Source organism: Micromonospora sp. NPDC050187, from assembly GCF_044459745.1.
Classification (GTDB): Bacteria; Actinomycetota; Actinomycetes; order Mycobacteriales; family Micromonosporaceae; genus Micromonospora.
Map to the genome: position 1 here is coordinate 374,538 of NZ_JBITJH010000001.1, position 19,273 is coordinate 393,810.

At 73.6% G+C, this 19,273-nt stretch carries 16 protein-coding genes and 2 tRNA genes; 9 read left to right on the forward strand and 9 right to left on the reverse strand.

Annotated features, from left to right (window positions below):
• Together ACIBJE_RS01700 and ACIBJE_RS01705 are read left to right on the forward strand one after the other, a co-directional pair.
• Positions 1 to 73 (forward strand) — tRNA-Gly (locus ACIBJE_RS01700).
• 21 nt (positions 74 to 94) lie between these two features.
• A tRNA-Val gene (locus tag ACIBJE_RS01705) sits at positions 95 to 169 on the forward strand.
• Positions 170 to 197: 28 nt separating this feature from the next.
• Here ACIBJE_RS01705 and ACIBJE_RS01710 read toward each other — a convergent pair.
• Positions 198 to 1,214, reverse strand: coding sequence for an Acg family FMN-binding oxidoreductase (locus tag ACIBJE_RS01710; protein ID WP_396741663.1), 1,017 nt, complete (start codon positions 1,212 to 1,214; stop codon positions 198 to 200).
• 184 nt (positions 1,215 to 1,398) lie between these two features.
• Here ACIBJE_RS01710 and ACIBJE_RS01715 point away from each other — a divergent pair, with 184 nt between their 5' ends.
• Positions 1,399 to 2,037, forward strand: a complete 639-nt coding sequence (locus ACIBJE_RS01715) for a response regulator (RefSeq protein WP_396741665.1) — start codon at positions 1,399 to 1,401, stop codon at positions 2,035 to 2,037.
• A gap of 723 nt (positions 2,038 to 2,760) precedes the next feature.
• On the opposite strand, the gene ACIBJE_RS01720 is transcribed toward ACIBJE_RS01715, so the two are convergent.
• The 6 genes from ACIBJE_RS01720 to ACIBJE_RS01745 all read right to left on the reverse strand — a co-directional run bounded on the left by ACIBJE_RS01720 (position 2,761) and on the right by ACIBJE_RS01745 (position 12,108).
• A complete protein-coding gene (locus tag ACIBJE_RS01720; protein WP_396742219.1) occupies positions 2,761 to 4,434 on the reverse strand; it encodes a GAF domain-containing protein in 1,674 nt (557 codons plus the stop codon).
• Between the two features lie 155 nt (positions 4,435 to 4,589).
• Positions 4,590 to 5,591, reverse strand: a complete 1,002-nt coding sequence (locus ACIBJE_RS01725) for an Acg family FMN-binding oxidoreductase (RefSeq protein ID WP_396741667.1) — start codon at positions 5,589 to 5,591, stop codon at positions 4,590 to 4,592.
• Positions 5,592 to 5,781: 190 nt separating this feature from the next.
• Positions 5,782 to 6,645, reverse strand: a complete 864-nt coding sequence (locus tag ACIBJE_RS01730) for a universal stress protein (protein WP_396741669.1) — start codon at positions 6,643 to 6,645, stop codon at positions 5,782 to 5,784.
• 25 nt (positions 6,646 to 6,670) lie between these two features.
• Entirely contained in the window at positions 6,671 to 9,064 is a 2,394-nt protein-coding gene (locus ACIBJE_RS01735) for a phosphoketolase (RefSeq protein ID WP_396741671.1), read from the reverse strand.
• A gap of 137 nt (positions 9,065 to 9,201) precedes the next feature.
• Positions 9,202 to 10,032 (reverse strand): universal stress protein, encoded by an 831-nt coding sequence (locus ACIBJE_RS01740; RefSeq protein WP_396741673.1) that lies wholly within the window; start codon positions 10,030 to 10,032, stop codon positions 9,202 to 9,204.
• Positions 10,033 to 10,125: 93 nt separating this feature from the next.
• Positions 10,126 to 12,108 carry an endo-1,4-beta-xylanase gene (locus ACIBJE_RS01745; protein ID WP_396741675.1) on the reverse strand — a complete coding sequence of 661 codons (1,983 nt, stop codon included), beginning with the start codon at positions 12,106 to 12,108 and terminating at the stop codon, positions 10,126 to 10,128.
• A 239-nt stretch (positions 12,109 to 12,347) separates the two neighbouring features.
• On the opposite strand from ACIBJE_RS01745, the gene ACIBJE_RS01750 reads away from it, so the two are divergent.
• From ACIBJE_RS01750 to ACIBJE_RS01775, 6 genes are all read left to right on the forward strand, one after another.
• Positions 12,348 to 12,584, forward strand: coding sequence for an HTH domain-containing protein (locus tag ACIBJE_RS01750; RefSeq protein WP_285787473.1), 237 nt, complete (start codon positions 12,348 to 12,350; stop codon positions 12,582 to 12,584).
• On the forward strand, positions 12,584 to 13,150 hold the full coding sequence (locus ACIBJE_RS01755; protein WP_396741677.1) for a Clp protease N-terminal domain-containing protein: 567 nt from the start codon (positions 12,584 to 12,586) through the stop codon (positions 13,148 to 13,150). The genes ACIBJE_RS01750 and ACIBJE_RS01755 overlap by 1 nt, the downstream gene beginning before the upstream one ends.
• 229 nt (positions 13,151 to 13,379) lie before the next feature.
• Complete coding sequence (locus ACIBJE_RS01760; protein WP_396741679.1) at positions 13,380 to 14,384, forward strand: diacylglycerol/lipid kinase family protein; 1,005 nt, start codon at positions 13,380 to 13,382, stop codon at positions 14,382 to 14,384.
• On the forward strand, positions 14,377 to 15,378 hold the full coding sequence (locus ACIBJE_RS01765; protein ID WP_396741681.1) for a YihY/virulence factor BrkB family protein: 1,002 nt from the start codon (positions 14,377 to 14,379) through the stop codon (positions 15,376 to 15,378). The genes ACIBJE_RS01760 and ACIBJE_RS01765 overlap by 8 nt, the downstream gene beginning before the upstream one ends.
• 76 nt (positions 15,379 to 15,454) lie before the next feature.
• The gene (locus ACIBJE_RS01770; RefSeq protein ID WP_396741683.1) at positions 15,455 to 16,945 is read left to right on the forward strand and encodes a phosphatase PAP2 family protein; all 1,491 of its coding nucleotides are present in this window, start codon (positions 15,455 to 15,457) and stop codon (positions 16,943 to 16,945) included.
• A 10-nt stretch (positions 16,946 to 16,955) separates the two neighbouring features.
• Positions 16,956 to 17,756, forward strand: a complete 801-nt coding sequence (locus ACIBJE_RS01775; protein WP_396741685.1) for an endonuclease/exonuclease/phosphatase family protein — start codon at positions 16,956 to 16,958, stop codon at positions 17,754 to 17,756.
• 45 nt (positions 17,757 to 17,801) lie between these two features.
• Here the strand turns inward: ACIBJE_RS01775 and ACIBJE_RS01780 are convergent, their stop codons facing one another.
• On the reverse strand, positions 17,802 to 19,013 hold the full coding sequence (locus tag ACIBJE_RS01780) for a helix-turn-helix domain-containing protein (RefSeq protein ID WP_396741687.1): 1,212 nt from the start codon (positions 19,011 to 19,013) through the stop codon (positions 17,802 to 17,804).
• Complete coding sequence (locus ACIBJE_RS01785; RefSeq protein WP_396741689.1) at positions 19,010 to 19,153, reverse strand: hypothetical protein; 144 nt, start codon at positions 19,151 to 19,153, stop codon at positions 19,010 to 19,012. The genes ACIBJE_RS01780 and ACIBJE_RS01785 overlap by 4 nt, the downstream gene beginning before the upstream one ends.
• Positions 19,154 to 19,273 lie beyond the last annotated feature (120 nt).

Below are 19,273 nucleotides of genomic sequence, written 5' to 3' on the forward strand. Positions count from 1 at the left end.
GCGGACGTAGCGCAGCTGGTAGCGCATCACCTTGCCAAGGTGAGGGTCGCGGGTTCGAATCCCGTCGTCCGCTCGCGGCCCGCCTGTGGGGCTTGGGCGATTGGCGCAGTGGGAGCGCGCTTCCTTGACACGGAAGAGGTCACTGGTTCAAACCCAGTATCGCCCACCAGCAATTTTGTAGAGCATATGTCGGCTCGTCATCCGATCAGCGGTGGCGGGCCGGTTTGTTTTCGGACCTGGAATCCGTGCGCCATCGGCAGGTCGAGCACGTCGTCGACGGCCCGGCGGGCGGTGGGTCGTCCCGGTTGGCCGTACCCGATCCGCATCACCATCTGCGGGGTGCCGAACCGGCCCAGGGACAGGCGCAGCTGCTCGCGTGCCCCGGGCACCTCGATCGGCTGGGAGAGCAACGACACGGCCAGGCCGGTGTCGGTGGTGGTCAGCAGCACCCGTTGCAGGGCCTGCCCGGCGACGATCTGGTCGGTGGCGGTGTTGCCGGCGGCGATGAGCACGGCCACCAGGGGCTCCGGCTCGAAGTCCCGCCCGGCCGCCCGGTGGAGGGTGCCGAAGCCACGCTGCGGGAGCAGGTCCTGCGGTTCGCTCCGGGGGCCACCGGCGGTGGCCGGCACGCCGTCGGGTGCCGGTTCGGCGCGGGTCCACTCGACCCGCTCGGCCCGGTAGGCCGGGTCCCGTTCCAGCACCCGGTGCGCGCTGCGGGCGAGTTCGCCGAAGGCGTTCACGGCGCTGGTGCCGATCACCAGTTCGAGCCAGCACTGCTCGGCCCGGGCCGCCTCGCCGAGCCGCCAACGGACGTCGGCCGGCACCGGGTCGGGCCGGAACGGTCGGCGGTTGCTGAACCGGTGCGGGATGGCGGCGTGCAGGCTCTGCTCGGTCGGGGTGGGGCGGCGGGGCAGGTCCGGCACCAGCCGGGCCACCACATCCGGTTCGCCCGGGTACGGCCGAAGCCGCACCGACGCCGGGGTGCCGGCCGCCGCCAGGGCGAGCCGCAGGTTGTACAGGGCCGCCCCGCAGGCGATCCGGGTTCCCCAGCCGCTGGGGTCGGTGGCGGGCAGCCGGCGGGCCGGGTCGACGACGACCTCGATGCCCCCCTCGTACAGCCGGAACCGCCACGGCTGGGTGTTGTGCAGCGACGGCGCCCGGACGGCGTCCGCCGCCGCGGCGCGCAGCTGCTCGACGGTGTAGCCGACGTGCATGGTGTTGGTCCCTCCGGGCGGTCGTGCGGGGCTCCTCCAGGTTCGTCTCCACGGTGCGCCGTCGATCCGGTCACCGGGCAGGGCCGGACGTCCCCACCCGTCGGGACCAGCTGCCCGCCGCCGGGTGCGGTGTTCGGGACCTTCGGCCCGTGTTCGTGCCCCTCGGACGGGGTAGAAACGAGGGATGATCCGGGTGTTCCTGCTCGACGACCACGAGGTCGTCCGTCGTGGCCTCGCCGACCTGCTCACCAACAGCGGTGACATCGAGGTGGTCGGCGAGTCCGGCTCCGCCCAGGAAGCGGCCCGCCGGATTCCCGCGCTCCGCCCGGACGTGGCGATCCTCGACGCCCGGCTGCCTGACGGCAACGGTATCGACGTCTGTCGGGATGTCCGGGCCGTCGACTCGTCGATCAAGGGCCTGATCCTCACCTCGTACGAGGACGACGAGGCGCTGTTCGCGGCGATCATGGCGGGGGCCGCCGGCTACGTGCTCAAGCAGATCCGGGGCACCGACCTGGTGGACGCGGTGCGCCGGGTGGCGGCCGGGCAGTCCCTGCTCGACCCGGCGATCACCACCCGGGTGCTGGACCGCATCCGCAGCGGGGTGGAACAGCCCCGGGAGCTCCAGTCGCTCACCGAGCAGGAGCGGCGGATCCTGGAGTACGTCGCCGAGGGGCTGACCAACCGGGAGATCGCCGGTCGGATGTTCCTCGCCGAGAAGACCGTCAAGAACTACGTCTCCAGCGTGCTGGCCAAGCTCGGCCTGGAACGGCGCACCCAGGCGGCGGTGCTGGCCACCCGCCTGCTCGGCCAGCGGCACTGAGCGACCGGGGCGGCAGCGAATCGGCCGGGCTGCCGTGGCGTGCCGCGTTCCGGGCGCCACAGTGTGCCGTCGCGTCGAGCCCGCCGTGAGGTCCGCCCCGTGCCGGTTCCGGCCGGCGGTTGCCCCGCGTTGACCCGGCGGGGTCGGGTGGTCATGGCGTTCGCCCTACGGGGGCCGGCGGTCCGGCCGGGGGAAGGTCTGACCTTGGCGACGCTGTCGAGCTGCCCCGTCCGTGCGCCCACCACCCGACGGACGTGGACCTCAGGGCCCTGAGCAGGTCCGTCGGTCGCTGCTACGGGGGAACAGCGGAAAGGGGTGGTGTCCCGACGCGCCGCCTCACCGGCGACGGTTGCGGCGCGGGCGCGGGTGACCGGCGGCGCGCGGCGGCGAATGGGTGCGGGCGGGCGGGTGCGGCGCGCGGCGGCGAATGGGTGCGGGCGGGCGGCTGCGGTGAGCGGCGGCGAATGGGTGCGGGCGAGCGGCTGTGGCGAGCGGGTGCGGGTGACCGACGGCGAGTAAGTGTGGGCGACGGTGGCGAGCGGTTGTGGTCGGCCAGTGGGATGTCTGCCCCGTCTGTGCGGGCAGCTCGACAGCGTCCGCAAGGGCTGTCCCGTCGGTCCGGTGGTGCCCGTCGGTCCGGTGGTGTCCGCCGGGTCGTGGTGCCCCGCCTGACCTACGCGACGGACCGCGGTCCGCCGCTCACCGCCGTGGAGGTGAGCAGGGTCAGTCGACGAGCGGGACGCCCCAGCACACCTCGGTGCCGTGTGGGTCGACCGCACGGACGGTGAACTCGCCGCCGAGCCGTTCGGCCCGCTCACGCAGGTTGACCAACCCGCTGCGGGCGGCGGACGGATCCGTGCCCACGCCGTCGTCGGTGACGGTCACCGTCACACGGCCCGCGTCGACCCGCACCCGCACGCCGACCCGGTCGGCCCGGGCGTGGCGTACCGCGTTGGAGAGCCCCTCGCGGAGGACGGCCAGGAGGTCCGGCCGGATCGACTCGGGTACCGCGCTGTCGATCGGTCCGACCAGGTCCAGTCCGGGGCGGAACCCGAGAGACTCGGCGGCCGCGTCGATCGCCTCGCGGATGTCGGTGCGCAGCGCCGCGCTCATCGGCGTCCGCAGCTCGAAGATGGTGCGCCGGATGTCCCGGATGGTGGCGTCGAGGTCGTCCACGGCGGCGTTGATCCGCTTGGTGACGTCCGGGCGGGACGACATCGGGGCAGCACTCTGCAACTGCAACCCGGTGGCGAACAACCGCTGGATCACGACGTCGTGCAGGTCGCGGGCGATCCGCTCCCGGTCCTCCAGGACCACCAGCAGTTCCCGTTCCTCCTGCCCCCGGGCACGTTCCATGGCCAGCGCGGCCTGACCGGCGAAGCTGCGCAGCAGGGCCACGTCGTCGTCGGTGGTGCCGTCCCGGTCCGGCAGGTGTGCCGTGACCAGCACGCCGTGCAGGGTGTCCCCGGCGGCCAGCGGAGACACCACCGCCGGTCCGTTGGTCACCGGCGCGGGCCAGGGGGCGGCCTCGGCGAGGTTCTCCACCAGCTCGTGCCGGTGCTCGGTGACCGATCCGCGGAACGTGGTCTCCGGGGCCGGGAGGACCGCCCCGAGCAGTTCCCCCACCCGGTCGCCGGTGCCGTCCACGACCTCGACGGTGAACTGGTCGGCCTCGTCGTCGTAGAGGAGCACCAACGCCAGCTGCGCCTCGGCGACCTCGCGGGCCCGGCGGGCGACCAGGGCCAGCGCGTCGGTCCGGCGTACCTCGCCCAGGAGCACCGAGGTGATCTCGGCGGTCGCGGCGAGCCAGCGTTCCCGGCGGTGGGCGAGCGCGTAGAGGCGGGCGTTCTCGATCGCCACGCCGGCCGCGGCGGCGAGCGCCACCACGATCTCCTCGTCGTCCTCGGTGAACTCCATCCCGCCCTGCTTCTCGGCCAGGTAGAGGTTGCCGAAGACCTGGTCGCGGATGCGGACCGGGACGCCGAGGAAGGTGTGCATCGGCGGGTGGTTCGGCGGGAACCCGTACGACCTCGGGTGCTGGGTGATGTCGGGCATGCGCAGCGGGCGCGGATCGCCGATGAGCAGCCCCAGCACGCCCCGGCCGTGGGGCAGGTCGCCGATCTGCGCGTGCAGCTCGGGGGAGATGCCGTGCACGATGAAGTCGTGCAGCATCCGGTCCGGCCCGATCACGCCGAGCGCGCCGTAGCGGGCGCCGACCAGCTCACACGCCGACCGTACGATCCGTTCCAGGGTGCTGTGCAGGTCGAGGTCGGTGCTGATGCCGACGACCGCGTCGAGCAGCGCGCGGAGCCGTTCCCGGCTGGCAACCACGTCGCCGACCCGGTCGAGCATCTCCTGGAGCAGTTCGTCGAGGCGGACCCGGGAGAGCGGGCTCAACCCCAACGACGGGATGCCCTGCTGCGGCTCGGGAGACGGGGTCGGGGCGGGTGCGGCCACCGGGGGATGCTACCGCTCGGTGACCGTGGCGGACGACCCCGTGAGCGCGCCGTGACCGCCCCCACGACCGGGTGACCGGCGCGCGGCCCCCGCCGTCAGAGCTGCCCCTGCACGGCGGAGGTGTCCACCACCTGGGCGGTGGGCAGCCGGGGGGTGTGCGGTGGACCGGCGTGCGCCGGGTCGGCGATGCCCAGCCGCAGGACCAGGTACGGGAAACCCATCCCGGCCAACAGGTGACGCAGGGTCTGCCGGGTGCCGGCCACCTCCACCACACCGCTCAACGGCACCACGGACACCCCGAGTCGGGTCGCGGCCAACCACGCGGCGGAGAGCGCCTCGCCGGCCCGCAGCCAGCTGTCCGGCTCGTCCTCGTCACCGTGGAGCAGCGCGTACACGGCGGCCCGGTCGTGCCCGGGGCCGATCGGCAGGGTGCCGGCCCGACCGAAGTCCCGGGCCGGGACGGTGGTCTGCGGTGCCTGCTCGGGCAGCACCTCCGGTGGCAGGCCCAGGCCGCTGTCCGCGCGGTCGGTCCAGTACGCCAGCTCCTCGCGTACCTGCGGGTCCTCCGCCTCGACCGACTCGGCGTGCGACGCGGCGGCGGCCAGCTCCAGCACCTGGTCGCGGTCGAGGATCTGCATCCGCCCGCCCGCCACGCTGACGGCCCGGGTGATCTCGCCGATCGCGGCGGTGGGCACCTGCTCCTCGCTGACCGGGCGGCGGTCGGTGTGCCGGACCTGCATGCACTGCACCAACCGCATCGCCTCCGGCTCCGGCTCTGCCCGCCGGGAACCGGTGATCCGGGCCAGCAGCTCCGGGTCGGCCGGGTCGGGCAGGCGTTCCACTGCCGGTGTCCAGCCCTCGGCGGTGAGCGCCACCCGGGCGTGGTGCAGGGCGGCACCGCAGCTCAGGGCGAGCAGCCGTCCCTCCGGGTCGGTCGCGGTGAGCCGTCGCTCCGGTGCCGTCCGCAGCTCCAGCGCGTCGGGCAGCACCCGCCAGCTCCAGGGCTGGGTGTTGTGCACCGAGGGGGCGTAGCCGGCGGTGGCGGCGGCCTCCGCGTACGCGGTGGTCAGCGGGCGTGCCGACGTCTCGTGGCTCATGTAACGACCTTTCGTCTCCACCCCATCGTGCCGTACCCGGGTGGTGCTCCGGGTGGGCTTGCGGCTCCATCCTGCGCCACGGCGGCCGGTCCCGCACGGTGCCACCGGTCCCGGGTCGGGGGCCCTTCGACCCGGTCGAACAGGGGCAGGTCCCGGGTCCGCCGCCGGTCCGGGCTGAGCCGATCGCCGGTCACCGCTGCCGGATCACCGCCACCGGGCAGTGCGCGTGTTGGAGCACCTGCTGGCTGACCGACCCGAGCAGCGCCCCGCGCAGACCGCCGCGCCCCCGGGTGCCGATCACCACGAGCTGCGCGTCCCGGCTCGCCCCCACCAGCACGGAGGCGGCGTTGCCGGAGAGCACCTCGGTGGTCACCGGGACGTCCGGGAAACCCTCCCGCCACCGTCGCAGGGACTCCTCGAGGTTGGCCTGCTCGGTCGCCTGGGCCTCGTCCGGGTCGAAGCCCTGGGCCCGCCACTGCGTCGGGGCCCAGGCCCGCACCACGTGCAGCGGGGCGTTGCGCCCGGCGGCCCGTTCCACCGCGAACCCGAGCGCGACCAGCGACATCTCCGAACCGTCCACCCCGACCACGACCCGTTTCCCGGTGGCGGTCGGGGTGTCGCGGCGGACCACCACGACCGGGCAGTGCGCGTGGGCGGTGACCGAGACCGCAGTGGAGCCGGCCAGCAGGCCGGTGAACCCGCCGTGTCCCCGGCTGCCCAGCACCAGCAGGGCCGCCTCGGCGGAACGTTCCTGGAGCACCAGCGCGGGCGGTCCGTCGAACACCTCGCCGTGCACGGTCAGTCCCGGGTTGGCCGTGACCGTGTCGGTGACCGCCCGCTGCACGAGCTGCTCCACCTGCTGTCGGGCGGCGGCGTCCGGCCACGCGCCGGGGGCGATGCCGGGGCCGATCCATCCTCCCACGGTCAACCACTCGAACACGTACGCCAGCCGCACCGGCTGTCCGGTCCGCCCGGCCTCCTCCAGCGCCCAGGCCAGGGCGGCCGCCGCGTCCGGGGAGCCGTCGTAGCCGACCACAATCTCCTCGTCGCTCATGATGCCTGCCTCTCGTTGACGGTCACTACCGGTTCGTCGGGTCGGTCTCGCGGACCCAGCGCCACTCCGCCACCCGGGGGGCGTCCTCGCCGGAGCGCCGGGTGTGGTCGCGGCACTCCTGCCGGGCGTCGATCATCTCCTGGCGCAGGTGCGCGGCCCGGGCGGCCAGCCCCGGGACCCGGTCGATCACGTCGATGACCAGGTGGAAGCGGTCCAGGTCGTTGAGCATCACCATGTCGAAGGGCGTGGTGGTGGTGCCCTCCTCCTTGTAGCCGCGCACGTGCAGGTTGCCGTGGTTCGTCCGGCGGTAGGTGAGCCGGTGGATCAGCCACGGGTAGCCGTGGTAGGCGAAGATGATCGGCTTGTCCTGGGTGAAGATGGTGTCGAACTCGTTGTCCGGCAGCCCGTGCGGGTGCTCCGACGGCGGCTGGAGCCGCATCAGGTCGACCACGTTGACCACCCGGACCTTCAGGTCGGGGAGGTGCCGGCGGACCAGGTCGGCGGCGGCGAGCGTCTCCAGCGTCGGCACGTCCCCGGCGCAGGCGAGCACCACGTCCGGTTCGCTGCCCTCGTCGGTGCTGGCCCAGTCCCAGATGCCCAGGCCGCGCCGGCAGTGCTGGACGGCCTCGTCCATGGTCAGCCAGTTCGGCGCGGGCTGCTTGCCGGCGACCACCACGTTGATGTAGTGCCGGCTGCGCAGGCAGTGGTCCATCGTGGAGAGCAGGGTGTTCGCGTCCGGCGGGAGGTAGACCCGGACCACCTCGGCCTTCTTGTTGATCACGTGGTCGATGAAGCCCGGGTCCTGATGCGAGAAACCGTTGTGGTCCTGCCGCCACACGTGACTGGAGAGCAGGTAGTTCAGCGAGGCGAGCGGCATCCGCCAGGGGATGCCCCGGGTCACCTTGAGCCACTTGGCGTGCTGGTTGACCATCGAGTCGACGATGTGGATGAACGCCTCGTAGCTGGTGAAGACGCCGTGCCGCCCGGTCAGCAGATAGCCCTCCAGCCAGCCCTGGCACAGGTGCTCGGAGAGGACCTCCATCACCCGGCCGTCGACGGAGAGGTGGTCGTCGTCGGGGCCGGTGCCGGCCACGAACACGCGGTCGGTGACCTCGAACGCCGCGTCGAGCCGGTTCGAGGCGACCTCGTCGGGGCCGAACAGGCGGAACGTCTGCGGGTTGGCGGTGATCACGTCGCGTATCCAGGGGCCGAGGACGCCGGTCGCGCCGGCCCCGGCCGCGCCCGGTTCGGGTACGTCGGCCGCGTACTTGCGGAAGTCCGGCAGGACCAGATCACGCAGCACCTGCCCGCCGTTGGTGACCGGGTTGGCGCTCATCCGCCGGTCCCCGGCCGGTGGCAGCGCGGTCAGCTCGGCCACCGGCGCGCCGGTGGCGTCGAAGAGCTCCTCCGGCCGGTACGACCGCAGCCAGCGCTCCAGCGCGGCCAGGTGCTCCGGGCTGTCCCGGATGTTCGAGAGCGGCACCTGGTGGGCCCGGTAGGTCCCCTCGACCTGCTTGCCGTCGACCACCTCCGGGCCGGTCCAGCCCTTCGGCGTCCGCAGGACGACCATCGGCCAGCGGGGCCGGGTGACCGTCTCCCCGGACCGGGCCCGGCGCTGGATGGCGGTGATCTCGTCGACCGCCCGGTCCAGGGTGGCGGCGAGCGCCTGGTGCACCCGCGCCGGGTCGTCGCCCTCGACCACGTACGGCTCGTGGCCGAAGCCGCGCATCATGGCGAGCAGGTCGTCGGTGGGGATCCGGCCCAGCACCGTCGGGCTGGCGATCTTGTAGCCGTTGAGGTGCAGGATCGGCAGGACCGCGCCGTCACGGGCCGGGTTGAGGAACACGTTGGACAGCCAACTGCCGGCCAGCGGGCCGGTCTCCGCCTCGCCGTCGCCGATCACGCAGGCGACCAGCAGGTCGGGGTTGTCGAACGCGGCGCCGTAGGCGTGGCTGAGGGCGTACCCCAGCTCGCCGCCCTCGTGGATGGAGCCGGGCACCTCCGGAGCCACGTGGCTGGGGATGCCACCGGGGAAGGAGAACTGGCGGAACAGCCGGGCCATGCCGGACCCGTCGCGCCCGACCGAGTGGTACCGCTCGCTGTAGGTGCCCTCCAGCCAGGTGTTCGCCACCAGGGCCGGACCGCCGTGACCGGGGCCGGTGACGAAGACGGCGCTCAGGTTCCGGTCGACGATCAGCCGGTTGAGGTGCGCGTAGAGCAGGTTCAGGCCGGGGCTGGTGCCCCAGTGGCCGAGCAGTCGGGGTTTGACGTGCTCGACGCGCAGCGGCTCCCGCAGCAGGGGATTGTCCAGCAGGTAGATCTGGCCGACCGTCAGGTAGTTGGCCGCCCGCCAGTAGGCGTCCAGCCGGCGAAGCTCGTCGTCGGTCAGCGGGACGGGCAGCTCCAGAGCGGTGTCCATCTGCACAAGCCTCTCGCGGGTCGGGGGATCCTGCATCCGCCAGCGGCGGATTCGTCCGGCGGTTCCAGCCTCGTCGGCCCGTTGCGGTGGGCGCAGGGTCGTTGGTCCCGGAAGCACCGGGCGGGACGACCCGTCGGTCACGGTGACTCCAGGGGCACGTCGGTGACCCCACGGATGAACACCACCGGGGCGGGCGCGTGGTACAGCAGCGACTGGCTGACCGCGCCGAGCAGGCCCCGCCAGGGCTGGTCGCCCCGGGTGCCGACCACCACCAGCCGGGCCGACCGGGACTGGTCGATCAGCACCTGGCCGGGGTCGCCGAGCACCACCTCCCGTTCGACGGTGACCGTCCGGTGCCGCTCGCCCCGCTCGGCGAGCAGGTCGCCGACGTCCCGCCCGGCCCGCTCGGCGTCGTCGTCCGGTTCGACCACCCGGACCGCGCGGAGCCGGCCGTCGTGCCGGGTGGCGCAGTCGAAGGCGAAGTCCAGCGCGAACCGGGAGGTGGGCGAGCCGTCCAGTCCGACCAGGACCGGGCCTTCCGGCGGCGGGTCGAGCCGGGCCACCAGGGTCGGGCAGCCGGCCCGGGAGGCCACCTGCACGGCCGCCGCCTCGGGCGACACACAGTCCCGCGCGGCCATGCCGCCGTCGCCGACGACGACCAGGAAGGCCGACTCGGACTGCCGTAGCAGCGCCGCCACCGCCGCACCCTCGACGACGTGTGCGTCCACCGGCAGGTCGGGGGCCACCCGACCGGCCACCTCGACGGCCCGGGTGAGCCCCCGCTCGGCCTCGGCCCGGGCTCCGGCGAGGCTCGGCGCGGCCAGTGCCGCCTCCCAGTTGAAGGCGTGCAGCACGCAGAGCCGCCGGCCGTGCTCGGCCGCCTCGCGGGCGGCCAGCCGGACCACCGGCAGGCTCTCCTCCGAGCCGCTCACCCCGACCACGACGGGCGCGTCGGCGGCTGCGCTCATTGTCGCGTCACCTCCCGGCCGTCACCGTGTCATCGCCGACAGTAGTGGCGTGGTCGCCGCCGTCAGGGCGAGTCGGCGGAACCGGAGGGCTGTTCAGCCGAGGAGGCAGGGCAGGCCGTCGAGGGAGAACGCGGACGGGTGCCGGTTGGCCGTGGACCAGCTGCCGAGGAAGCCGACCTCGACCGTCCCGCCGCCGGGCAGGGTCCCGTTCCACGAGGCGGGGGAGACCGTCACGTCGGTGCCGGACTGCTGGTGGGTGCCGTTCCAGAGTTGGGTGATCCGCTGCCCGTCCGGGAAGCTCCAGCGCACCGTCCAGCCGGTGCGGGCCCGCGTGCCGGTGTTGCTGACCCGGACGGTCGCCTGGAAGCCGTCCGACCACTGGTTGGTGACGGCGTACGTGACCCGGCAGGAGTCGATCCCGCCGGTGGGGTCGGGGGTGGGAGTGCCGGTGGGGGAGGGGCTGACCGTGGGCGACGGGGTCGGGTTGATCCGGGTCGGGTCGACGATCCCCCAGTAGGCGGGCTTGGCCTGGAGTTCGGTGTCGAAGAGCAGCGGCGCGTCCTTGCGGGCCACCGGGAAGGTGTCGAGCCAGGTGTCGTCGTCGGCCAGTCCCCAGAGGGTCACCGAGGTCAGCTCGTCGGCGTAGCGGCGGTAGAGGGCGAACAGGTCCCGGTACCGGTACGCCTGGGTGAGCAGCCGGTCGGCGGGCGGGGTGGGGAAGGACTCGTCGTTGTTGGTGTAGATGCTGATGTCCATCTCGGTGACCTGCTGCTCGACGCCGAGCGGGACGAACGCCTGGAGCATCGCCTCGGTCTCGGCGACCGACGGCCACTGGATGTTGACGTGCATCTGGTGCCCGACCCCGTCGATCGGCACGCCTTCGGCACGCAGTTGGCTCACCAGGTTGCGCAGCGTGTCGCGCTTGGCCGGCACGTTGGTGTTGTAGTCGTTGATGTAGAGCTTCGCCTGCGGCGCGACCTGGCGGGCCACCCGGAACGCGGTGCGCAGGTAGTCCAGGCCGCTGATCTCGTACCACCGGCTGCGGCGCAGGCCGTCGGCCTGGTTCTCGTCGATCACCTCGTTCGCGACGTCCCAGACGCCGACCGCGTCGCCGTACCGGCCGACCACCGCCCGGATGTGGGTTTCCAGCCGGTCGAGCAGGAGCGCCCGGTCGGCCGGGTCCGAGGTCAGCGGGGTGCCGTCGGTGTCGGTGAACACCCAGGCCGGGGTCTGCTGGTGCCACACCAGGGTGTGCCCCCGCACGGCCAGGCCGTGGTCGGTGGCGAAGCCGACCTGCGCGTCGGCGTCGGCCCAGCGGAAGGTGCCCTCGGTCGGCTGGGTGGCGTCCCACTTGAGCGCGTTGCCGGGTGTCACGGTGGAGAAGTGCCGGCGCAGCAGGGTGGCCTGGTCGCCGATGATCTGCCGGTTGCTGATCGCCGCCCCGATCGGGAAGTCGTCGGCGAGGACGTCGCGCAGCGCGGGGATGTCGGTCTGCACCGGCTTGGTCGGCAGGTACGACAGGGTGAAGTCGTCGACGTGCAGGTCGGCGGTGCCGCTGGCGGTCTCCACGTACGCCGACAGGCCGTCCACGTCGTGGGCGAGGACGTAGGTGCCGCGCAGCCGGACCCAGGCGTCGGCGGTGACGGCCGTGTTGCCGGCCACCTGGTCGTAGGCGGAGGTGCCGTCGGCGTCGCGTTGCACGCTGAGCCGGACCTGGGCGGGGGACTGCCCGGCGGCGAGCCGGACCCAGATCGACAGTTCGTAGCGGGTGCCCTTGACCATCTCGTCCAGCAGGTCGACGGTGGGGCCCTGCCAGCTCGCGGTCCGGGCGGAGGCGAGCAGGCTGCGGGTGCCGCCGTGGGCGGCGGCGGTGCTGACCGCGACGGTTTCCCCGCCCCGGGCCCGGAAGCCCTGGGTGGTGCCGTTCTCGAAGGTGGCGTCGAGCACCACGACGGGGTCGGCGGCGTGGGCGGGCGGACCGGTCAGCGGCACGGCGGCGAGGGCGGCGGTGGCGAGGGCGGCCAGGGCCAGCAGGCCCGGCAGCGCCCGACGGTGGCGCGTTCTGACAGCGCGCATGGGTTGTCCTTCCATGGTCCGGGTGTATGCGCGCGGGGGCGTCGGTGCGAGGAGGACGCGGGGACCGCACGCCGGTCGGCCGGCATGAGCCCGCATGCCGGTGGGGTGGTCCCGCTCCGCGGCGGCACCCGTGCCGGGATGCCGCTGACGCGCCTCGATGGTACGGATCACCGCCCGGCCACACCAGGGTCTGTCAACTGAGGTTGACAAGGGGTGGAGTGTCAACGTACATTGACAGTATGAGTCAGGCGACGGAACTCGCGGCCGCGGCCGGCAGCGCCGACCCCCGGGTCGGGCTGCGGGCCGTGCTCGCCCTGCGCCGGCTGCTGGAGCGGTTGGAGGTGGTCCAGGTGGACAACGCCCGACGGGCGGGCTGGTCCTGGCAGGAGATCGCCGACGCGCTCGAGGTCAGCCGGCAGGCGGTCCACAAGAAGCACGCCGGGCGTCCGGCGGTCGAGCACTCCAGGGAGGCGTGATGTTCGAACGGTTCACCCGCCGGGCCCGTGAGGTTGTCGGGCGGGCCCGGGACGAGGCCGGCCCGGAGCCGGTCGACACCCAGCACCTGCTCCTGGCCCTGCTCGCCGACCCGGACAGCCTGGCCGTCCGGGTGCTCGCCGACGGTGGACTCCACGCGGACGACCTGCGCTCCCGGATCGTCGCCCAGGTCGACCGGGGTGCGGTGCTCGGCGAGGCGGACGCCGACGCGCTGCGGCAGATCGGGATCGACCTGGCCGCCATCGAGGCGCGGATCGAGGAGACCTTTGGGCCGGGCGCGCTGCGTGGCCCCACCCCGCCTCCACGCCGCCGGGGCTGGTGGCGGCGATCGGAGGGCGGCGCCTTCTCGCCCCGGGCGAAGAAGGTGCTGGAACTGGCCCTGCGCGAAGCGCTGCACCTGCGGCACCGGCACATCGGCACCGAGCACATTCTGCTCGGCCTGCGGCACGAGCGTGCCGGCCTGGCCGGTCAGGTGCTCGCCGAGGCCGGTGTCGACCTGCGTGACCTGCGTCACCGCGTCGACGTGGCGGTGCGGGCGGTGGCCTGAGCCCGGACGGCGGTGGCGACCAGAGCCGCCACCGCCGTCCGCTTTCCCCGATTGCCGATCCCCGGGACTCTCCAGCCGGGTGGGGCGTAGCCGGCGACGGGTCGAACCGCCCGGGCCACAGCGGTGCGGTCCCTGACCACCGGGGGCCCGCCGGAAACCTTTTTGTGGTGTGCTCGACGACGGACGCCGCCGGGTCGCTGCCGCCGTCACATTGCTGCACACTTGCGCCGTGGATGCTGGAGAGGGCGGACGGCGCGGGGCGGACCGGGGCGGGCTGCGTTCCGCCGTGGTGGTCAACCCGGTCAAGGTCGCCGATCTCGACGACCTGCGGCGCGTCGTCGACGAGACCCTGACCGCCGCGGGCTGGCCCGAGCCGCTCTGGTACGAGACCACCGTCGAGGATCCGGGTCGCGGCCAGACCGAGAAGGCCGTCGCGGCCGGGGTGGACGTCGTCTTCGCCTGCGGCGGCGACGGCACGGTGATGTCCTGCGTGAGCGGGCTGGTCGGCACCGAGGTGGCCCTGGCGGTGCTCCCGCAGGGCACCGGCAACCTGCTCGCGGCGAACCTCGGTCTCTCCGGCGACCTCGCCGCCGGACTGGAGGTCGCCGTCGAACGGGGACGCCGCCGCCTCGACGTGGGCGCCGTCGACGGGCACCACTTCGTGGTGATGGCCGGCATGGGCTTCGACGCCCAGATGCTCGCCGACACCTCCGAGACCACCAAGGCGCGCATCGGTTGGCCGGCGTACGTGGTGGGCGCCGCCCGCCACCTGCGGGACCGGCCGATGAAGGTCAGCATCCGCGTCGACGACCGTCCCCCGCTGCGCCGCCGCGCCCGGTCGGTGCTGGTCGCCAACGTCGGGCGGCTCCAGGGCGGGGTCACCCTGCTGACCGAGGCGGAACCGGACGACGGCTACCTCGACGTGGCCGTGCTCACCCCGCGCACGCTGCGGCACTGGCTGGAACTCGGCTGGGCGGTGATGCGCCGCCGCGACCGGGTGCCCCGGATGGAGGTCCTCCGGTGCCGACGCGTCGAGATCACCAGCAACCGGGCGCAGCCCCGGGAACTCGACGGCGACCTGATCGAACCCGGCCGGTCGCTGCGGGTGGAGGTCCGCCCCGGGGCGCTGTGGCTCTGCGTACCGCGCCCGGCGCAGGCACCCGACCTCACCGAGGACGCCGACGCGGTCGCGGAGCGGGGTGAACGCCGGGTCGAGGAGGCACGCGGTGAGTAGCACCCGGATCGTCCCCGAGACCCGGTGCATGGCGGACGAGGAACTCTCCGCCGACGACGCGTGGCACACCCTGCGCCGCGAGGGCGGCTGGTCCCTGCTGCGGGACGCCTTCGTCCGGTTCCGCTACGGCGACGGCTTCAGCCACGCCCGCGCCTTCGCCTTCCAACTCTGCCTCGCCGTGGTGCCGTTCATGATCGCGCTCACCGGTCTGATCAGCGAGTTGGGCGTGGAGGAGGGCGGCACGGTCGTCGCGGACACCGTCCTCGCGCTCAGCCCCGGCGCGAGCGACGACATGGTCAAGGAACTGCTCAGTGACCGGGAACGCACCGAGGAGGTCGGCGAACTGGCGCTGACCCTGGGTCTGCTGACCGGCCTGGTCGCGTTGACCTCCACCATGGCCCAGATCGAGCGGGGCGCGAACCGGATCTACGGCGTCGAGCGGGACCGCCCGGCACTCTGGAAGTACCTGCGGGCCGCCGTGCTCGCCGTCACCGCCGGCCTGCCGGCGCTGGCCGGCTTCCTCATCCTCGTCGGCGGCGGCGCGATGGGCGACTCGGTACGCCGGCACTACGCCTGGGGCGACGCCGCGCACGGCGTCTGGAGCGTGCTGCGCTGGCCGCTCAGTCTCGGCCTGACCGTCCTCGCCGTCTCCGTGCTGTTCCGGCACGCGCCGCGCCGCAAGCAGCCTGGCCTGTCCTGGTTGTTCTTCGGAGCGGCCATCGCCACCGTGCTCTGGTGGCTGGCCAGCCTGCTGCTCGCCGGCTACGTCGCCTTCGGCGACAACTTCGGGCAGACGTACGGACCGCTGACCGGGATGATGGCGTTGCTGCTCTGGGCCAACCTCACCGGCATGGCGCTCTTCGGTGGGCTGGCCTTCGCCGCCCAGTTGGAGGCGTTGCGCATCGGCGTGCAGGAGCCCGCCCAACCGGACCTCTGGGAGCCGGACAGTCACCGGGAACAGATCCACGACACCGGAGAGATGACCGCGCTCTGACCCCCGCGCCGGACGCGTGTACCGAACCGCCCGTCCGGGTAATTCGGCTCGCCAGAGGCGAAAAGGGAGGCTGGACGTGACCACGGTCAGAGAGGTTCTGCGTCGACCCCTGGGACACTTCACCGAACGGAGCCTCGCCGGCCTGGCGCTGGTCCTCGGTGCCGGGGTCGCCTTCGGGGTGCTGCTCGTCGGAGTCCGCGGCCGGTGGACCCCCCTCTACGACGTCGACCACGGCATCGCCGCCTGGCTCAACGAGCAGATCGCACCGCACGGCCCGCTGGTCACCGTGCTGAACGCGGTCACCGACCTCGGTGGGCTGGCGGTGATCCTCTGGCTGGTGTCGGTCGGCGTGGTCGGCCTGCTGATCCGCAAGCAGGGACGGCTCGCGGTCTACCTGCTGGTCACCGGGGCCGGAGCGCTCATCCTCGACCCGACGGTCAAGGCCCTGGTCGACCGACTGCGGCCCGAGGTCGAGGTGCCCATCGGCACCTACTCGGGGGAGAGCTTCCCCAGCGGGCACGCGCTCGGCTCGATGGTGGCGTACGGCGCGCTGCTGCTGGTCTTCCTGCCCGCCATGTCCCACCGGTGGCGCAAGCCGGCCATCGCGATCACCGCCCTCGTCGTCGCCCTGATCGGCTTCACCCGGATCGCGCTCGGCGTCCACTTCGTCTCCGACGTGCTCGGGGCCTGGCTGCTCGGCGCGGTCTGGCTCGGCGTCACCGCGTACGCCTTCCGGCTGTGGCGGCTGGAGCGCGGCCGGCCCGCCGTACCGATCGAGGAGGGGTTGGAACCGGAGGCCGCGCACGACGTCGCGCCCGCGCCCGACGAGGAGCGGCTGCTGCCGCATCCCCGGGCCGGTGTGGCCGAGCTGATCATCGGCTGGGTGCTGGTGCTCGGCGTGCTCTACGGCTTCGGCACCTTCGTCAGCTACCACGCCGACGGCACCTTCTTCGCCACCATGGACCGCGCCGTGCCGGAGTGGTTCGACGCGCAGCGCACCCCCGGCCGGGACGACCTCAGCCACTGGTGGAGCAAGGTCGGCGACACCCACGCCATCCTGCTGATCTCGCTGGTCTTCTGCCCCCTGGTGCTGGCCGTCTGGCGGCGCTGGCGGCCGGTGCTCTTCGTGGCGCTGACCATGTTCGGTGAGCTGACCCTCTTCCTGGCCAGCTCGGCGGCGGTGGACCGGCCCCGCCCGCCGATCGAGAACCTGGACGGGCCGATGCCCACCTCGTCCTTCCCGTCCGGCCACATCGCCGCGACGCTCTGCGTCTGGGTGGCCATCGCGATCGTCGTGTTCCCGCGCACCGACCGCTGGTGGCGCTGGGTGTTCGTCGGGCTCGCCGTGGTCATGCCGCTCGGGGTGGCGATCTCCCGGATGTACCGGGGCATGCACCACCCGACCGACTTCATGGGCGCGATGATGCTCACCGCGTGCTGGGTGGGCCTGCTCTACTGGGTGGTCCGCCCCAACGCCGACGTGGCCGAGGGCAACCGACCCGCGATCGAGTCCGAGGACGTGCACACCCTCGACGACGAGCTGGTCAAGGCCGGCCGGGTCGACTGAGGCCGCCGCCATGCTGCGGGTGATGACCTGGAACGTCCGGACCGGCGGCCGGGACCGCACCGCCGACCGCCGGGACCGGCTGGTCCGGGTCGTCGGCGAGCAGTGGCCGGACGTCCTCGCCCTCCAGGAGCTGCGCGGCTTCGACGCGCCCGGCGTGGCGGAGCGCTTCGGCGAAGCGGTGGAGATGCGGGTGCACCTGGCCAAAAGCTGGTTCGGCCAGCCGGTGGCGGTGCTGGTCCGCCCGCCCTGGCGGGTGCTCTCCGCCGGCCCGGTACGCCGGCCGTTCCACCACGCCGCGCAGCGGGTCACGCTGGCCACCGCCGAGGCCGGACCGTTGACCGTGGTCAGCGCCCACCTGGACCCGTACTGCGGGCGTCGGCGACTGTGGGAGGCGGGCTGGCTGGCCGCCGCGCTGCGCCGGGCACCGGGGGAGTCGGCCCTGCTCGCCGGGGACCTGAACACCCTCGAACCGGGCGTCGACCATCGGGCGCGGATCGCCCGGCTGCCGGCGGCGTACCGGCGGCGGCACCTGCGCCGTGACGGTCGGACGGTGGAGACCCGGGCGGTGGCCCGGCTGCACCGGGCCGGGCTGGTGGACCTGTTCACCCACGCCGGCTCCGGGGAGCCGGAGACCGCCCCGACCCGGTACGGCGGGGGCGCGGAGTTCTCCGGAATGCGCCTGGACTACCTGTTCGGCACGCCCGCGCTGGCCGCCCGCGCCCGTGACTGCCGGGTGGTGCGCGGCGGCGCGACCGAGTACGCCTCCGACCACTACCCGGTCGTCGTGGACCTCGACCTCTCCCCGGCCTGACCGGCGCACGCGCGAGGCCCCCGGCACCGTTCCCCGCCAGCCCCGTCACGGTGACCCGGTCAGGCCGATGGCGGCGGCGAGGCGGGTGAGGTCGGCGGGGGTGGGGCCGGCGCGGAGCACGGCGGTCAGCATGGTGTGGGCGGCGGGTCGGAGGCGTACCTCGGCGGGGGCGATCCGGTCGGCGGTGAGCAGGGCACGGCCGGCGGCGTGGTGATCGCCGAGGTCGAGGTGGGCTCGGGTGATGTCGACGAGGTGGGCGGCGCGGTGTTCGGCGGGTAGCCGGTGCCAGGCGTCGGTGGTGGTGGCGCGGTGGTGCAGGGTGACGGCGAGATGGTTGTCTCCCAGGTGCGCGGCGGCCAGCGCGCGGGCCAGGTCGACCACGATCGGCCCGAAGCTGTGGTCGGGCAGCTCACCGTGGGTGGCGGCGAGGTGGGCGGCGCGGTCGGTGAGGTCGTCCACGGCGGTGGGGTCACCGCAGGTGGCGGCGGCGAGGGCGGCTTCGGTGAGGAGCGTCCCGGCCAGGGCGAGGTGGTCCGGCGGGGATTCGCGGTGCCGGGTCAGGTCGAGAGGGCATACGGCGGTGGTGGCGACGGTCAGCGCCAGCCGGCCCCGGTGGAGCGTGCGCAGCGCCTGGGCCAGGGGGACGGCGGCCAGGGCCGTGCGGCACGGGTCCCCGGCTGCGGTGGTCATGGCCCGGTCGGCGGCGAGCCAGGCGAGGTGCGGCTCACCGAGCTTGACCAGCGTCTGGGCGGTGAGCCGGTAGACGCGTACCAGGAGAAGAGCGCCGGCTGTCGAGGCCGGGTGGCGGGCGGGATGGGCGGCGGCGAGCAGGTCGGGCAGCATCCTGAGGACCTGGGCGTGGTGCGCGTGACGGTATGCCGTGCAGGCGTATCCGACCTGGTGGTCGAGGGCGGCGATGGACGGCGGCCGGTCGCGGCCGGCGGTGTCGAGGGTGTGGTGGCTGGCGAAGGCTTCGCGGACACGTTCGATGGCGGTGGTGGCGTCGGTGGCGGGTGCGCGCTGGACGCGCCGGCCGAGCAGGATGCCGGGCGCCACGCCGAGGGCGGCGGCGACTGTTTCGATCATGGGAAGGCGGTCGAGGGTGCGAACGCCGCGTTCGACCTTGTCGACCCAGCTCTTCGAGCGGCCGATTCGGTCGGCGAGGACCTGTTGGCTCATGCCGCGTCGGGCGCGTAGTTGTGCGACGCGTCGGCCGATGGGTAGGTCCCGGCGGTCGGGCTGGCGGGGCGCGTTCACCGCCGCTCCGTCGGGTGGACGGGTTCGGTGTGCTCGCCGCAGCGCGGACACCAGCGGGACTTGACCCGGAAAGCGAGCAGGCCGAGCAGGAACCCCGGCATCAGCCCGCCGAACACGACCGACAGGATCTGGGACGTCACGACACTCTCGCCTTCCGTCGGGGTTCGTCGACCCGGTCCAGCGGTCGCGGAGCCAGTGGTACGGGTTTGGGACGACGTGCCATCTCGATCCTCTCCTCACTGCCTGTTCACACTCTGCGG

Coding starts and splice junctions, on each gene's coding strand:
- ACIBJE_RS01775 (WP_396741685.1), top strand. CDS start 16,956: ATGCTGCGGGTGATGACCTGGAACGTCCGGACCGGCGGCCGGGACCGC.
- ACIBJE_RS01745 (WP_396741675.1), bottom strand. CDS start 12,108: ATGCGCGCTGTCAGAACGCGCCACCGTCGGGCGCTGCCGGGCCTGCTG.
- ACIBJE_RS01730 (WP_396741669.1), bottom strand. CDS start 6,645: ATGAGCGACGAGGAGATTGTGGTCGGCTACGACGGCTCCCCGGACGCG.
- ACIBJE_RS01725 (WP_396741667.1), bottom strand. CDS start 5,591: ATGAGCCACGAGACGTCGGCACGCCCGCTGACCACCGCGTACGCGGAG.
- ACIBJE_RS01740 (WP_396741673.1), bottom strand. CDS start 10,032: ATGAGCGCAGCCGCCGACGCGCCCGTCGTGGTCGGGGTGAGCGGCTCG.
- ACIBJE_RS01735 (WP_396741671.1), bottom strand. CDS start 9,064: ATGGACACCGCTCTGGAGCTGCCCGTCCCGCTGACCGACGACGAGCTT.
- ACIBJE_RS01715 (WP_396741665.1), top strand. CDS start 1,399: ATGATCCGGGTGTTCCTGCTCGACGACCACGAGGTCGTCCGTCGTGGC.
- ACIBJE_RS01755 (WP_396741677.1), top strand. CDS start 12,584: ATGTTCGAACGGTTCACCCGCCGGGCCCGTGAGGTTGTCGGGCGGGCC.
- ACIBJE_RS01750 (WP_285787473.1), top strand. CDS start 12,348: ATGAGTCAGGCGACGGAACTCGCGGCCGCGGCCGGCAGCGCCGACCCC.
- ACIBJE_RS01710 (WP_396741663.1), bottom strand. CDS start 1,214: ATGCACGTCGGCTACACCGTCGAGCAGCTGCGCGCCGCGGCGGCGGAC.